Origin of the sequence: Skermanella aerolata KACC 11604 (assembly GCF_000936425.1) — a bacterium.
Classification (GTDB): Bacteria; Pseudomonadota; Alphaproteobacteria; order Azospirillales; family Azospirillaceae; genus Skermanella; species Skermanella aerolata.
Window position 1 is genome coordinate 17,541 of record NZ_AVFK01000042.1, and the last position, 15,455, is coordinate 32,995.

Annotated in this window: 11 protein-coding genes; 3 read left to right on the forward strand and 8 right to left on the reverse strand. The window is 65.3% G+C overall.

The genetic code is table 11. The features are described 5' to 3' along the window. Nucleotides 1-13: 13 nt before the first annotated feature. From N826_RS31450 to N826_RS31485, 8 genes are all read right to left on the reverse strand, one after another. Nucleotides 14-970 (reverse strand): glycosyltransferase family 2 protein, encoded by a 957-nt coding sequence (locus tag N826_RS31450; RefSeq protein ID WP_169789445.1) that lies wholly within the window; start codon nucleotides 968-970, stop codon nucleotides 14-16. Between the two features lie 11 nt (nucleotides 971-981). After that, complete coding sequence (gene rffA, locus N826_RS31455; RefSeq protein ID WP_169789446.1) at nucleotides 982-2,220, reverse strand: dTDP-4-amino-4,6-dideoxygalactose transaminase; 1,239 nt, start codon at nucleotides 2,218-2,220, stop codon at nucleotides 982-984. 125 nt (nucleotides 2,221-2,345) lie between these two features. After that, on the reverse strand, nucleotides 2,346-3,593 hold the full coding sequence (locus N826_RS31460; RefSeq protein ID WP_063772346.1) for a glycosyltransferase family 4 protein: 1,248 nt from the start codon (nucleotides 3,591-3,593) through the stop codon (nucleotides 2,346-2,348). Nucleotides 3,594-3,880: 287 nt separating this feature from the next. Continuing rightward, nucleotides 3,881-5,188, reverse strand: a complete 1,308-nt coding sequence (locus tag N826_RS31465; protein ID WP_044435579.1) for an oligosaccharide flippase family protein — start codon at nucleotides 5,186-5,188, stop codon at nucleotides 3,881-3,883. A gap of 71 nt (nucleotides 5,189-5,259) precedes the next feature. Beyond that, nucleotides 5,260-7,548 carry a GumC family protein gene (locus N826_RS31470; protein WP_044435581.1) on the reverse strand — a complete coding sequence of 763 codons (2,289 nt, stop codon included), beginning with the start codon at nucleotides 7,546-7,548 and terminating at the stop codon, nucleotides 5,260-5,262. Between the two features lie 11 nt (nucleotides 7,549-7,559). Beyond that, a complete protein-coding gene (locus tag N826_RS31475; RefSeq protein ID WP_052832383.1) occupies nucleotides 7,560-8,783 on the reverse strand; it encodes a glycosyltransferase family 4 protein in 1,224 nt (407 codons plus the stop codon). 144 nt (nucleotides 8,784-8,927) lie between these two features. Then, on the reverse strand, nucleotides 8,928-10,118 hold the full coding sequence (locus N826_RS31480) for a glycosyltransferase family 4 protein (protein WP_044435583.1): 1,191 nt from the start codon (nucleotides 10,116-10,118) through the stop codon (nucleotides 8,928-8,930). Next, the gene (locus N826_RS31485) at nucleotides 10,115-11,332 is read right to left on the reverse strand and encodes a glycosyltransferase family 4 protein (RefSeq protein ID WP_044435586.1); all 1,218 of its coding nucleotides are present in this window, start codon (nucleotides 11,330-11,332) and stop codon (nucleotides 10,115-10,117) included. The genes N826_RS31480 and N826_RS31485 overlap by 4 nt, the downstream gene beginning before the upstream one ends. Nucleotides 11,333-11,925: 593 nt before the next feature. Here N826_RS31485 and N826_RS31490 point away from each other — a divergent pair. From N826_RS31490 to N826_RS31500, 3 genes are read left to right on the forward strand one after another with little or no spacing between them, the layout of a single operon-like run. Next, on the forward strand, nucleotides 11,926-13,416 hold the full coding sequence (locus N826_RS31490) for an O-antigen ligase family protein (RefSeq protein WP_147041120.1): 1,491 nt from the start codon (nucleotides 11,926-11,928) through the stop codon (nucleotides 13,414-13,416). Beyond that, nucleotides 13,413-14,381, forward strand: a complete 969-nt coding sequence (locus tag N826_RS31495) for a glycosyltransferase family 2 protein (protein WP_044435588.1) — start codon at nucleotides 13,413-13,415, stop codon at nucleotides 14,379-14,381. The genes N826_RS31490 and N826_RS31495 overlap by 4 nt, the downstream gene beginning before the upstream one ends. Beyond that, nucleotides 14,381-15,445, forward strand: coding sequence for a hypothetical protein (locus N826_RS31500; protein WP_044435590.1), 1,065 nt, complete (start codon nucleotides 14,381-14,383; stop codon nucleotides 15,443-15,445). The genes N826_RS31495 and N826_RS31500 overlap by 1 nt, the downstream gene beginning before the upstream one ends. Nucleotides 15,446-15,455: the final 10 nt, after the last annotated feature.

Below are 15,455 nucleotides of genomic sequence, written 5' to 3' on the forward strand. Positions count from 1 at the left end.
CGAGATGACTGGATCAGGATCGCAGCCGGGATTTCAGGGACCGCACCATGCCGGGGGAAGCGATCAGCATGATGTGGTAAAGCGCCTGGGCCAGCTTCGGGCTTTCCCAGTACGAGGACGAGAACAGAAGCTTCAGCGAGGCGAGACGCTGGTGGACTCGGGCATGCTCGCTTACCGCGATCGGGACGTGCCGGGCGATCGCTCGCCGGATCGCCTCGGTTTCCTCCGGCGTGCGCGGCTGAAGGGCTTTCAGGATGCGCAGGGCAGCGATGCCGGTGCTGCTGTCCTTCGAAATCTGAGCGCCCCAGACACGATAGGTGGAAACATAGTCGTCCACGAGGACGAAGCTCCCGACCGCGGGAGACAGGGCGACCCGGATGCCGAAATCGTAGTCGCAGGCATCCTTGACCTCGCCATAGCTGTCGTACAGCACATGCCGGGCGATCTCGCCCCTCAGCAGGAAGGCGTTGTTCGGGAACTGGCCGCTGACGGCGCTGGCCAGGCGGGAGGTCTGGGGTCCGGCAAGCTCCGCCGTCCGCCCGAAGTCGCGGTTGGACGCGGCGGAGGCCTTCCAGTCGAAGTTGCCGTCCTGATCGACCACGGCCTGCAACCCGAAAGCCGCGATCGCGTCCGGATACCTCTGCACGGCATCGAACAGCCGGCCCAGCGCACCGCGGAGAAGGTAGTCGTCATCGTGAAGGATGACGACCCAGTCTCCCCGGCTGGACTTGAGCAGCCGGTTGACGTTGTCCGCCTGCCCCAGCCTGACAGGGTTGGGAAGGTAGCGCACCGTCAGGCCTTCGTCGCGGGGAAGCGATGCGACGAAGGTGTCGTTCTCCTCGTTAGGCGAGTCGTCGCCGACCAGAATCTCCAAGGGCCGGTGGTCCTGCTCCAGGACCGACTTGACGGCGGCCTGGAGATAGACCGAGCGGCCGAAAGTCGGTATGCAGACGCTGATCAGCTTTTTCATGTCGGCCGCCATCAACCCAGAAAGAAGGTGCGTATCGCTTCGACAACCTTGTCCTGTTCGCCGCGCGAAATGTCGGCGAACAGCGGCAGGCGAAGCATGCAGTTGGCCGAATTCTCGGTCACCGGCAGCGCGCCGGCGGTCCGGCAATGGGCGACGCCCATCGGGGCGGAGTGCAGCGGGACGAAATGCGTGGTCGCCTGGACGTTGCAGGCCCGCAGGAAGTCCAGCAGCCGGTCGCGGGTCTCCTGGCTTTCCAGCATGATGTGGAAGATGTGGTAGTTGCTGCGGGCGTAGCTCGGGATGGTCGGGAGCGTCAGCCAGCCCTTGCGCGCCAGCCGGCGGAGGCCCTGGGCATAGTAGTTGTAGGCGGCGCCGCGCAACGCCGTGATCAGGTCCATCGCCTCGAGCTGCGGCGCCAGGTATGCCGCCACGATCTCGCTCATGGCGAGAGAGGAACCGGGGCTGACCCAGGTGTATTTGTCGACCTGTCCGCGGAAGAACTGGCGGCGGTTGGTGCCCTTGTCGCGGTAATTGCAGGCAAGGTCGTCAAGGGCGGGGTTGTTGATGGTAAGGGCTCCGCCCTCCCCCGCGACCAGGTTCTTGGTATGGTGGAAGCTGTAGGCCCCGAGGTCGCCGATGCCGCCGAGCGGCCGGTCCTTGTAGTAGGCGCCGACACCCTGTGCGGCGTCCTCCACCATGGGAATGCCGTGGCGAGCCGCAATCTCCGCGATCCGGTCCAGGTCGGAACAGACGCCGGCGTAATGCACGACGCAGATCGCCTTGGTCTTCGGCGTGATCGCGGCCTCGATCGCTTCCTCGTCCATGGTCAGGGTATCGGGCCTGACGTCGACGAAGACCGGTGTGGCGCCGGCCAGCAGGAAGGCGTTGGCGGTCGAGCAGAAGGTGAACGACGGCATGATCACTTCGTCGCCGTACCCGATGCCCAGCACGCGCGGCATCGCTTCCAGCGCCAGCGTGCAGGACGGGGTCAGCAGGACGTGGCGCAATCCCAGCCGGGACTTGAGGACTTCGATGGCACGGGCCGAGGCGCGGCCGTCGGTCGCGACGTTGCCGCCCTCGCATACGGAGGCAAGGCTGGACCGCTCTTCGCCGGTCAGGAAGATGCGGTTGAACGGTACCGGGCCGACCGGCTCCATCAGGCGGCTGTCGAGAGCAGGTCTGGCGGAGGCAGGGGTGCGACGCCGGACCGGTTGTGCTACGGCGCCATTGATTGCTTCACCCAAGTTCATGATCGTCCTCTCGGGCATGACAGTGGATGCCCAGTCAGTAGTTGTTACGTTTTTAGGTTGCAAATCCAGGGTAGGTAAATGGTGTCGGCTCTCGGCGAGCTGTTCTGCTTGGTTACGCGGGTTGGTTACGCGGCGTGGCTGGGCTGGGAGGAAAGCCGCTTTTCCAGCCACTCGATCTCAGGCGTGACATCCGGCTGCGGGCCGTCCTGATGCTGGAAGTAGCGGTCGTATTCTTCCGTCACGAAGGTCAGGAGGTCGTTGCGGAAGCGCTCCTCGCTGAAGCGGAGCGCATTGGCTCGGCACGCCTGGGGCGTGATCCGATGGGCCATCTGCTCGAACAGGTCGACCGCCTCGGCGATGCTGTCAGCCGTCTGCCGGCTGAAGAACATGCCGGTCGGATTGGGCGAGTTGACCAGTCCGCGCACGGTTTCCAGGGCGCCGCCCCGGCCATAGGCGATGACGGGCGTGCCGCAAGCCTGGGCTTCCAGCGGCACGATGCCGAAGTCTTCTTCAGCCGCGAAGACGAAGGCTTTCGCCTGCTGCATCAGCTCGGTCATGCGGGACGCATCGACATGGCCGACGATCTCGACGTTGGGACCGGCCAGCGCCTTGATCTTGTTCATCTCCGGCCCTTCGCCGGCGATGATCAGGCGGCGGTCCGGCATCTTCGAGAAGGCCTCGGCGATGATGTCGATCCGCTTGTACTGAACCAGCCTGGACGCCGTGAAGTAGAAGTCGCCCTTTCGCTCACCCAGGCGGAAGCGATCCAGGTTGACCGGCGGGGAGATCACCTTGGCCGGACGACGGTACAGCTTCCAGATCCGCTGGGAAACGAAGTTGGAGTTGGAGATATAGGCATCCACGCTGTTGCTGGTGCGCATGTCCCACAGCCGCATCTTATGAAGCAGCAGCTTCGCCATCCACGCTTTCACGCCCTTGGTCAGCTTGGAATTCCGCAGATACTCGTGCTGGAGGTCCCAGGCGTAGCGCATCGGCGAGTGGACGTAGCTGACATGGAACTGCCGGGGACCCGTGATCACGCCCTTGGCGACGGCGTAGGAGCTGGAGATCACGAGGTCGTAGTCGGACAGGTCGAACTGCTCGACCGCGATCGGCATCAAGGGAAGGAAGTTGCGGTGATTGCTGTTGGGCCTCACCAGCTTCTGAAGGAAGGACGTCTTCACCTTGCGGCCGCCGAGGAAACCGCGCTGGTCTTCCGGCAGGACGTCGAAGAGGCTGAAGACATCGGCATTGGGAAATACGGCGAGTATCTGTTCCAGTACCCGCTCAGCACCGCCAAAGGTGTAGAGCCAGTCATGGATCACAGCGACGCGCGCTTTTTCCGACAGGAAACCGCTACTATCGAACGGCATGACGAACTCGCCTTTCTAGCTGTCTGGCAATTATTTATCTTAACTTTGTTACAGGTCCAGGTCTCGGAACAGGAAGAGTAAAAAGCGTTCTATTCCGCATACCTATTTATTTCCGGTAGTTTTGGCTGGAGAGGAGGAACAAACGGGTGGCCTGTATGGGGCGCCGAATACCCTTTCGCTTCAGCCGCATTGCGGGAGCTGTTGGGCCACGGCCCAACCTACCGGCTCCTGTTTCGTAGGTTGGGCCGTAGCCCAACAGTCTTCAGCTCCACCGGCTCAGGCACCGCTCAGCCCATGATCCGGCGGTAGAGGAAGCTGACATCGCTGCGGTGGATCAGCAGTCCCGGCATCCGGCGGCGCAGCAGGATCTCGTAGCTGGCCGCGATGAAGGCCAGGCGAAGCATGGTGCTCAGGAGCATCGCGCCCGCGGCACCCATGACGCCGTAGGTCGGAACCAGCAGGGCCATCAGGGGAATTACGGCGGCCAGTCCCACTCCCTGGACCAGGGTGATGGTGCCGGGGCGGCCGGCGCCCATCAGCCCCTGACCGATGATCTTAACCGTTCCGGCCAGGACGGCTTCGGCCAGCAGGATCGGGAAGATATAGGCGGCCGCCGCGAAGTCCGGCCCGTAGACCGCCGGCAGCAGGATCGGCGCCGCAAGTCCCAGGGCCAAGGCTATCAGGCCGGTAACGGTCGTCGTCACCCGCGAGCTGAGCGAGACGTACTTCATCACCTGGTCCAGCGGCTGCGCCGCGACCTTGGGGAACAGCACCTGGGACGTGGCGCCGCTGATCATGTGGAGCATCCGCGCCAGGCTGGCCGCGACGACATACATGCCCAGTTCCGCCGGGGCCAGCAGGGCCACCAGGACGATCTGATCGACGTAGCCGGAGACCACGCCCATGACGTCGATCCCGTAGGACCGCAGGCCGTAGCCGACCATGCGCCGCGCTGCGACCTTGGCCCGGCGAAGCGAGAACGGCATCTTCCGGATGACCCGGATGCCGAAGACAAGGGCGAAGCAGAGCGGCGGGATGACGTAGCAGAAGGCGCTGCGGACGGAGGTCAGTTCGCCCATCAATCCCAGCACCAGCAGCAGCACCAGCGTCGCCAGCGTCTGGCCAAGCATCGCGATGTTGATGTAGCCGAACTCGCCCCGCGACTCGTAGACGCTGTAGACCAGCGTGTTGCAGAGCGTCAGCGGCAGCATCAGGACCAGACCCTGCGCGCCCAGCACCACATCAGGGCTGTAGCCGGTCAGGATCAGCGGCATCGCCAGGGCGGCTACGATGCCGCCGGCGGTGCCGAGCACCAGCGCAATCCCGATCGAACCATAGAAATAGTCGGCTGCGAAGCGCTTGGATTTCCTGGAGTTGTAGACGAGTGACATCGGCAGGCCGACGATCAGGATCGGCAGCAGGACCGACGGCCACACGGCCATGGCCCCCTGCTCTCCCCGCCCCTCGGCCCCGAGCAGGTTGGCCGTCAGAATTCCGGTGGCAAGGTTCATCGCGAGAATGATGAGCCGGGCGCCGAATGTCTGAACCGCAGCGGCAACCGTGCCGCCGCTGAACATGAATCGCCACGCCTTCATGAATGAAATTCCTGATACAAGGAGATCAAAGAAGTGGCCGGGCCGGCGAAATGCCGGCCCGGATTTATGGATCAGTCGGTGTAATAGGGATTGCGGTAGCTGTAGTCTTCGTAGCCGCCGCGGGCTTTCTTCTTCTGATCGACCATGGTCATGACGGCGCCGGAGACCTTTACGCCGCTGACGCGCAGGCGCTTGATGGCGTCCTGGACCAGCTTGCGGGAAGTCTTGTTCCAGCGGACCATCAGCAGGCTGGCATCGGCATAGCGGGCCAGGACCAGGGCGTCGGACACGGCCATCACGGGCGGAGCGTCGATCACGATCAGGTCGTAGTGGCGGAGCGCCTGGGTGATGACGTTCTGCATCTCGCGGCCCATCAGCAGGCGCTGCGGGTTATCCTCGTGCCGGGCGGTCGCCAGGTAGTGCAGGCCGGTCGCCTCGTCGACGCGGATGGCGTCGCCGAAGTCGCGCTTGCCTTCAAGCACTTCGATCAGGTCGGCCGGAGCCACGCCCTTGTTGAGGGAAGAGTTGGCCGGCAGCACTTCCAGCAGATGGGAGCGGCGCAGGTCGCCGTCGATCAGCAGGACCTTCTGGTGACCCAGGGCGAGCTGCCGGGTGAGGGAGGCGCAGAAGGTGGACTTGCCTTCGCCGGCCACCGACGAGGTCACCAGGATGACCCGGGCGGTGCGGCTGTGGCTGACGCTGTGGATCAGGCTCTGGACGGTACGCAGCGCTTCCGAGTAGGACGAGATCGGCTTCTCGATCAGGTAATCGACCGGGTTGTTCTTGCGGCGGCCGCGGACCAGCGGGATGGTGCCGAAGCCGGCGATGCCGGTCTCGCCTTCCACTTCGTCCAGGTCGTTGAAGCCGCGCTGGAGGTTCTCGGCGACGAAGGCGATGAACAGTCCCAGGAACAGGCCGAACACCAGGCCGATGACCGCGAACAGCTTGCGGTTAGGGAAGGCGGGGAACGGCGACTCGACCGCTTCGGAGATGATCCGGGCATCCGGACGGGCCAGTTCGGCCTGGGCGCCGGTTTCCTTCATGCGCTGGAGGAAGTTCTGGTACAGCTCGCGGGCGGCGTCGGCTTCGCGCTGGAACTGACGGACCTGGATCTCGACCTTGGCGCCGTCGGCATAGTTGGATTCGAGCTGGCGCATCCGGCTCTGAAGGCTCTGCTCGCTGGCGCGGGCGACCGCGACATCGGTGTTCAGGGTCTGGACGGCGCGCTGGATCTCGTCCTTGATGCGGGCTTCGACCGAACCCAGTTCGCTGCGCATGCCGATGATGGTGGGATGGCGGTCGCCGTACTGGCTCGACATGTCGGCCAGCTTGCGCTTGATCTCCGTCTGGTCGCGGGCGAGAAGCTGGAGCATCGGGCTCGCCAGAACGCCGGCGGCGCTTTCCACGCTGCCGCCGCGCAGGAGGTCCTGGGCGGAGCGCAGCTTGGCTTCGGCCTGGGTCGTTGCCGCCCGGGCGGCGACGAGCTGGACGTTCAACTGGGTCATCTGCTGGTTGACGGCGGACCCGCCGCGCGTCGCATCGCCCAGGCCGGCATTTTCCTGAAGCTTCTGGACCCGGCTTTCGGCGGTCAGGACGTCTTCGCGCAGGGTCTGGACCTGACGCTTCAGCCAATCGTTAGCGTTCAGCGTCTCGCGGACCTTCTCGTCCCGCTGCATGTCCAGGTATTCTTTGGCGAAGCCGTTGGCGATCAGGGCCGCCTGATCGGAAGACGCCGCCGAATATCCGATCCGGATGCTGTAGGACCGGCCGTCGTTGCTGGCGCTGACATTGCCCAGCAGCGTATTGATCATCTGCTCGCGCGGGTCGCTGACCATGGGGACGACGGGGGCCGGGGTTGCGGCCAGCGTCTGGCGCAGCGATGCGACGGTGTCGTTGGGGCCGATCAGTCCTGCGACACTGTCGAACAGGCCGGATTCCACGATCTGGTTGCCCAGCCGCTGAAGACCGGTCTTCAGTGCGCCGTCCTCTACCGCCGGCTCCGGCTTCAGTGCCAGCGCATCGACGACACGGCCCGCCGCGACCCGCGAGGTGATGATGTCGATCTCACCCCGGATGACCGAGCTGTCGACCTTGAGGTCGCCGACCACGCTCTGGTTGTCGGTGACGACGGCATTCCGGACGTTCAGCGAAACGACCGCTTCGGCCCAATAGGACGGCTTGACGGCATAACTGGCGCCGATCCCGATCGAGGTGCAGAGCACGGCCAGCCCCAGGATCGTGCCACGGCGGCGCTTGATCGCCGCGACGATGGCGCCAAGGTCGATTTCATCGCCTTTGGCCGGGCGGGGCTGGGCCGGTGCCGGCTCGCTGATGGGGGAAGAGAGCATCTCGACGCTCATTATCGCCTCAATCAAAGTTTGGTGGTGTTGATGAATTCAGCCGGAAATGGCTGCGAAGACGCCGGGGCGGTGTATGCCCCGGCGGGCAGGGCGAGGGCGATCTCGCGGCGGATGCCGTCGATCATGACCTCGGTGGAAAACCTTGTCGTCGCGACGCCGTAGGCGTTCGCGACCATCGCCGATGTCGCCGTCGGCCATGCCAGTGTCTCGGCGATGGCGTCGCGAAGATCGGCTGCGTCGTCAGGAGCCACGAGGCGGCCGGATACCCGGTCCTGGACGATTTCGAGCGCACCGCCGGCCCGGCTGGCGATCAGCGGGGTCTGGGCCAGCATCGCTTCCACCAGGACGCGCCCGAAGGGTTCGGGGGCGGTGGAGGCATGGACGATCAGGTCCATCATCCGCATCAGGCGGGGGATGTCGCTTTGGAAGCCCAGGAAATGGACCCGGTGGGCGATGCCCAGCTCGGCGCACAGGCGCTTCAGGTCCGCCTCGTAGGCTTCCTCCCCGAACAGCGCGCCGCCGACGATGACGGCGTGCAGGCCGGGAATGTCCGCCACGGCGCGGATGAAGACGTGCTGGCCCTTCCAGGCGGCCAGACGGCCGAACATGCCGGCCAGCTTCCTGCCCTCCAGGCCGAGGCTGCGGCGCAGGGCCGCGATTTCTTCGGCACTGTCGCGCTTGAACGGCTCGGACGAGATGCCGTTGGGCACGATGCCGACCAGCCGAGGGTTGCCGCCCTCTTTGATGAAGGCATCGGCGGTGGCGGAGGAGTTGGCGATGACGCGGGAGCAGAAACGATTCGCGACCGCGACCGGCAGGCGCCGGTTCATGGCCGAGAAGTGTTCCGGCGACAGGATATCGTGCAGGTGCCAGACCAGCGGCTTGCCCGCCAGCCACGCCGCCGGGCCGCCGACGATCAGCGACTTCTGCGTATTGGCATAGACGACGTCATGGCGGCGGGCCAGCTGGGCGAGTTGCCAGGACAGCGCGGGGATGCCGGCGACGGCCCGCAGTCCCTGGCTCCAGCCGCCGCCGCGCCGGACACCCAAGACGGCGCTGCCGGCTTCGACCACCGTGGCCGGGACGGCATGGGAGCGCAGGAGATCCGCGAAGGGACCTTTCTGCATGAGCGCCACGTGCAAGGGCGATTGCCAATGCATCGCGGTGTCGAACAACGACAGCTCGGCCCCACCCACGTCCGAGGCGTGATCGACGAAGAGTATGGATGGACTCATCTGGCTAAGCGCTGCCCTGTGATAAATAAGTTATAAAATTTTTTATCAAAATTTATCGCGCCTGCTCAGTCCGGGATTTGTATTACTCCTCAGTGGCTGCAAAGCCCGGAATGCATCTCGCCGTTGAATAATCCGGCGGCGTCTTCACGCGCCTTTGGACAGCCTTAGGTCGCCAGGAACATTCATCGGAGAGCCGTCGTCGGCGAGACGCTCGAAAAGGTCGAGGTAGTGCTGCGTCGCCGCTGACCATGTCTGGCGCTCCGCAATCGCCTGCGCGGCCCCGGAGAGATCTCCCGCAAGTTGCGGATCGTCGCGCAACCGGAGCATCGATTTCGTCAGGAAGACTACATCTTCCGGATCGTCTGCGATCAACGCCGCGCCGGGTGCGAAGATGCCGGCGCCGCCGACGGAGCGGGCCGTGATCAGCGGCAGGCCGGTGGCGGCCGCTTCCAGCAGGACGAGGCCGCTGGTTTCGTAGCGGGACGGGAAGATGAAGAAATCGGTGGAGCGGAAAGCCGCCGCGACGTCGTCCTGGGTCATGAACCCAATGAAATGGCAGCGGTCCGCAACGCCCAGCCGCTCCGCCATGGCCGGGAACAGGCTGCCCTCCGCCGTGCCGACGATGGCGAGATGGACGCCGGGGACATCGACCAGCGCCTTCAGCACGCTGTCGAGGTTCTTCCGGCTGGTCTGGATGTCGCCGACGAAGATACCCATCGGTACGCCGTCGGGCAGACCGAAGCGGGCACGCTCCGGCGGGCCGGGGCGGAAGCGCGCGAGATCGACGCCGTTGTAGATCGTGCTGACCTGGGCGGCCGGCAGACCCAGTCCGATCACTTCCTGACGGAGCGGTTCGGAGACGGCGACGATGTGCCGGGACCGCTCGAAGGAATGGCGCTCGAACCAGCAGTTAGCCAAGCTGTACAGCCGGCGATAGGCGCTGTCCGGCGTCTTCTTCAGACGCCACGGGTGGTTCGGCGACTGAGCCCAGGTGCGGTGGAGGAAATGCACGGCATTGACGTCGCTCCGGCCCCACATGCAGAAGCCGTTGGTCGCGACGATGTCCAGGTCACGGCGCCGCTTCGCGACGGCCATCGTCGCCTGGAGCGCCATCGCCTGGTCGCGGAGCAGTTGGGTCGGCAGCTTGGCGCCGCCGAGTTTCACCACGTCGACGCCAGGGTGAGCTGCCAGGACGGGATCGACATCCTCGCAGAAGACAGTAATCCGGTGACCGCGCGCCAGGGCGGCGGCGGCGATCTCGCAGTTGACCAGCCCCTGCCCGTTGGCCCGGTGGAAGGCGAAGCTGATCATCCCGATGTTGAGCGAGCGCGTCATGACCGCCCTCCGAGCACCTTGCGGTAGACCCGCTCGGTCCGTTCGGCGACGAGCGACCATTGGAAACGGTCCAGCGCATAGCGGCGGCAGGCGGCCCGGCTCGGCAGTTTCAGCGTGCCTTTCAGTGCTCCGGTCAGGCTGTCGGCCAGCGCTTCCGCCGTCGCGTCCGGCAGCACGAGGCTGGACGAAAGCTCCGCCACGACCGACGGCAACCCGCCGACCGGCGTCACCAGCGTCGGGCAGCCGGCGGCCAGGGACTCGGCGGCGACGAGGCCGAAACCTTCGAGCGCCACGGTCGGGACGACCGACAGGTCGGCGGCCCTGTAGTAGAGCGGCAGGTCGTCGTCGGGAATGAAGCCCAGCATGCGGACATGCCGCCCCAGGCCGCGCTCGTCGATCTGGCGCTTCAGGTCCGCCTCGATCGGTCCCTTGCCGCCGATCAGGAGAAGCACGTCGGGGACATGCCTACGAACTTCGGCAATGGAGTCGATCAGGCTTTCCAGCCCCATGCGCCGGCACAGCCGCCGGACCGTCAGCAGGATCGGTCTGTCTTCCGGCAGCCCCAGGGCCAGGCGGGCGTCTTCGGGCGACGCCGACGCCTTGAAGAAGCTGTCAGCGACGCCGCCGGGGACGATGTCGATCCGGTCGCGCGCGACGCCGTAGCGGGTTTCCAGCAAAGTGGCGAAGGCGTCCGACAGCACGACGAAGCGGTCGGCATGGTGGTAGACGGCCTTCTCGACCAGCCACCGGCTGCGGGTGGCAAGGAAGTCGCCCCCTTCGGCTTCGCATTCGAACGCCCATGGACCATGGAAGTGGAACACGAAAGGGCGTTTGCGCAGGTGATCGAGCAGCGGCAGGCTGTAGAGGCCGAAATGGCTGGCGATCAGATCGACCCGGCCGGAGTTGAGTTCTTCCGTCGCATAGCGCCGGATGGCGCGGAGCCTCGATTTCCAGCCGTCCTCGTGCCGGGCGAAGCTGGCGACGCATCCCTGGCTGTCCAGGATCACCTTATCCGATCCGGCAACCAGACCGACGACGTCGACGCCCTTCTCCGGCAGGTGCCGCGTCAGGTTATAATAGACGCAGTCCAGTCCACCGGGCGTTTCGGGGAACCAGCCGATACCGATCTGGAGGGCGGTGATGCGCCTGGAAGAAACCAGGGAAAGCGGCGGCCGGTTTTGCGGCGCGCGGGCTACTTGTTTCGGCAAGGTCATAAAGAATATCACCCGGTTTTCGCAGTGCGGTTCAATCAAACTGGTGAGGCGAGCTGGTAGGGAAGTATCCGAAGCCGAAGACCTTGACCGGCGCTTCTGCCGCCATGTCGGGCTGAAGAGGCCCGACCTACAAAAAGCACGCTCTCGTAGGTCGGGCCTCTTCAGCCCGACATCGATCGCTCCAGGCCAACCCCAATCCCAATCCCAAACACTGGGCCCAGGCACCGGGCGCGGATGCTACGGCAATCGCGTAAAATGCCGGAAGATCCTCATTGGAGGGAGATTCGTGGATGCCATGCCGCGCTCTTCGGGGCTTCGAGCGGAGCGAAAGGGTATCTATTTTTTGGCGGATGGCCAGACCGTCGTATCCGAGTTCTTCAGCTGTCAAGAATTTCGAAGTGCTCACCCTGTTTCAAAGCCGCGTCCCGAAGACGGTAGGACTTTCTAAATCCGGTTCTTCTTTGGACTAACCTGCTTGCCGGTTATTTGAATAGTTCCAGGCTGTGGTAACACCAAGTCCAGGAACGGCTCCGCCACGGGCAACTGGCGTCGGCGAGCCAATTGGTTCCGGATAACAGATCAGGAAGCATTTGATGACGGCGCATAGTATGGATCACCCTATTGCCGGACGCCGCCGACAGATCAAGCTGGCCGTTCCGGTCAGTCTTTTCTTCGTCGGCGGGTTCTGGGCTATCGTGCTGCTGTCGTGCTCGGCCGGATTGACGGGGCCGGCACGCTATTTCTATACGCCGCTGGCTTTCATGGTGGCGGCCGTGCTTTTCGTCCGGTTCCCGGCGGCCTATCTGGTGCATGTCTGGTGGCTTTGGTTCCTCACGCCGTTCGTCCGCCGCGTCGTCGATTTCCATTCCGGCTGGACCGAATTCAGTCCGATCATGCTGGCGCCCTATGTGGCGAGCCTGCTGATGATCGTGACGCTGATCCGGTTCCTGCCCAGGCTGAACCAACGCGACATGTTTCCCTTCGCGCCCATCCTGGTCGGCCTGGGACTGGCCTACCCGATCGGCATCATGAACGCCGGTTTCAGTCCGGCGACCTTCGACGCGCTGAACTGGTTCCTGCCGGTCATCATGGGCATCCATGTCGCCTTCAGCTGGAGAAGCTACGAGAAGCTGAAGATCTCGACCGAGCAGGTGTTCCTGCTGGGCGCCGCCGTGGTCGGCGGCTACGGCATCTACCAGTTCTTCTTCCTGGCCCCCTGGGACGCCTTCTGGATGCGCGTCGTCCAGATGGACAGCATCGGCAAGCCGGCTCCCTATGAAGTCCGCATCTTCGGCACGCTCAACTCGCCCGGTCCCTATGCCGACATGCTGGCGGCATCGCTGCTGGTGGCCCTTGGAGCAGCCGGCCGCCTGCCGTGGCTTGCGGGGATGCCGGCTGTCGTGGCGCTGCTGCTGTCGCTGGTGCGCGCCGCCTGGGTCGGTTTCGCCGCGGGCCTGTTCCTGCTGCTCGCCAAGATGGACATGTCGAAGCGCGCCAAGCTTGTCGCCGCCGTCGTGCTGACCATCGTGTCGGCATTGCCCCTGCTGTCGATCGAACAGGTCTCGAACACGGTCACCACCCGGCTCGAAACCATGGTCGGTTCCGAGGCCAAGGAGGACCAGAGCTACAAGGACCGCGTCCACTTCTTCCAGACCTTCATCGTGGACGCCCTGTCCAATCCCTTCGGCATGGGGATCGGGGCCACCGGCGTCGCCACCAAGTTCGCCAACAACGGCCAGATGGGCGAACACGGCGTCGTCGACAGCGGGTTGCTGGAGGTTCCCTTCGTCCTCGGCTGGCTGGGTGGCATCCTCTACATCTCCGGCGTCGCCTTGCTGGTGCGGTCGGCTTTCACAAGGAAGTGGAGCAAGCACGACGGCTTCGCGACGGTCGCCAACGCCGTGGCGCTGTCGGTCCTGGTCCAGATGATCTTCACCAACACGCTGACCGGCTTCATCGGAACGATGTTCTGGAGCTTCATCGGCTTCGCCATCGCCGCCGAGCGCCATTGGGCCGACAAGGCCGATCAGGCCGATAGGGCCGACCGAGTTTCCGGTTCCGCCAGGGGGGTACCTTCCCGATGAGAATGAGCGTCCTGGTTCCTTCCTATAAGCGGCCGCAGGACCTTGCCCGCTGCCTCGCCGGGCTGGCGCGCCAGAAGAGGGCGGCCGATCAGGTCGTCGTCGTGGCACGGCGGACCGATGCCGACACCATCGACACCGTCAAGCGCTTCGCCCCGCTGTTCTCTCCCGGCAAAGCGCCCGACATCGTGCTGGTCGACCGGCCCGGCGTGATCCATGCCATGTCGTCCGGCCTGGACCGCGTCACCGGCGAGGTGGTCGCGATCACCGACGACGACGCCATACCCCATGCCGACTGGCTGGAGCGGATCGAGGCGGCTTTCGCCGGCTCCCTGAAGACCGCAGGCGTCGGCGGGCGCGACCTGATCCCCGGCGAGCTGGGCGGTCCGGGTGAACTGCACGAGCGCGTCGGCGTCGTCCAGTGGTGGGGCCGCGTCGTCGGCAACCATCATCTGGGATGCGGCGGCCCGCGCAAGGTCCATGTCCTGAAGGGCGTAAACTGTGCCTACCGCACGGCTCTGCTGCGTCAGGTCGGCTTCGGCCGCGGCCTGAAGGGCGCGGGCGCGCAGGTCCATTTCGAACTCGGCATCGGACTCGACCTGATCGCGCGTGGCTGGTCGCTGGTCTACGATCCGGCCATCCTGGTCGATCACTTTCCCGCTCCCCGGCAGGACTACGACAAGCGCAACAGCTTCAACCCGCGGGCGGTCAGCGATGCCGTCCATAACGAGACGGTCCTGCTGCTCCGGCACCTGACGGCGCCGCGCCGCTTGGCGATGATGGCGTGGTCGCTGGCCTGCGGGACACGGGCGGCACCCGGCCTCGTCGGGCTGGCGCTGGAAGCGCGCGCCAATCCCGGGTTGGCGGCGGATCGCTGGCGAGCGACCCTGCGCGGCAGGATCGAGGGTTACCGAAGCTGGCGGAGCCTGCGAAGCGTCGGCGGCCAGCCGGTCGCGGTCGGTTCCTGATGTCCCAGGATATCCGTTCGCCGGGGATCGGCCGCCGGGCCTTCCTCAGGTTCGGCGGCGGTCTCGCCTGCTTCGGCCCCGTCGTGTCGTACGCGTCGCAACTGGAGCCGCAACGACGCCTGCGCGTCGGTACGGCCTGGCCGCTGCACGGCAACCTGCTCGGCCTGTCGAGCCGGCGGCTGGCGCAAAGAATTCGGTGGCGGACGGGAGGCGCGCTCAGCGTCGAGCTGACGGACACCAGTGCGATGGCGTTGCCGTCGCTCGATGACATCCACACGGCGCCGCTCGACGGATGGCACGCTTCGGCCCACATGTGGCCGGACGCGCCGCCGGTTTGGTCGCTATTCGGCATGCAGATGTTCGGCATGACGGCACGCGAACTGCGGGTATGGCGCAACACGTCGCCGGGCATGAACCTGCGCGACGAGTTGGCCCGCAAGGCCGGGCTGGCGTCGTGGTTCACCGGCGACATAGGAGCGGGCGGCGTGCTGGTATGCGACGGCGTCTGGTCGTCCTCGGGGAAGATGGCCTGCGCTCCTGGATCGGCGCCGATGTGGGAGAACGTCGGGTTCGACGTTGCGACGACCGAACCCGACCTTGGATTCCATGCCCTGACAAGCGGCAGAGCCGTCGCGGCGGAGGTGCCGCCGCTGTTGGCGGGGCCGGTGCGGCGTCTGGCCAACGCCGGTCTCGGCTATGCGCGGTTCGGCGGCTTCACGCCCGGTCTGGCGACCGAGCTGCTGATAAAGGCCGAGGCCATGGCCGATCTGCCGGCGGCGCAAGCGGCGGCCGTCGCCGAAGCCTGTGCCGAGGAAGCCGGTGTCTTCACCCTGGAAGCGGCACAGGAAGAGGCGTTGTGGACGGACGCCCTGGCCCAGGCGGGCCTGCTGGTGGACGTGCCGGCGGAAGCAGTCAGGGAAGCGGAAAAAGCGGCCGGCGATGCCTTGAGCGACATGGCGGGCGACGGACCGTCCGGGATCGTCGTCGATGCGTACCGGAAGATGCGGCGGGACCATGGAGTCACGGCCGCAAGCCACATAGGTTCCAAATTTGTATTTAGCTAAAAATTTATTG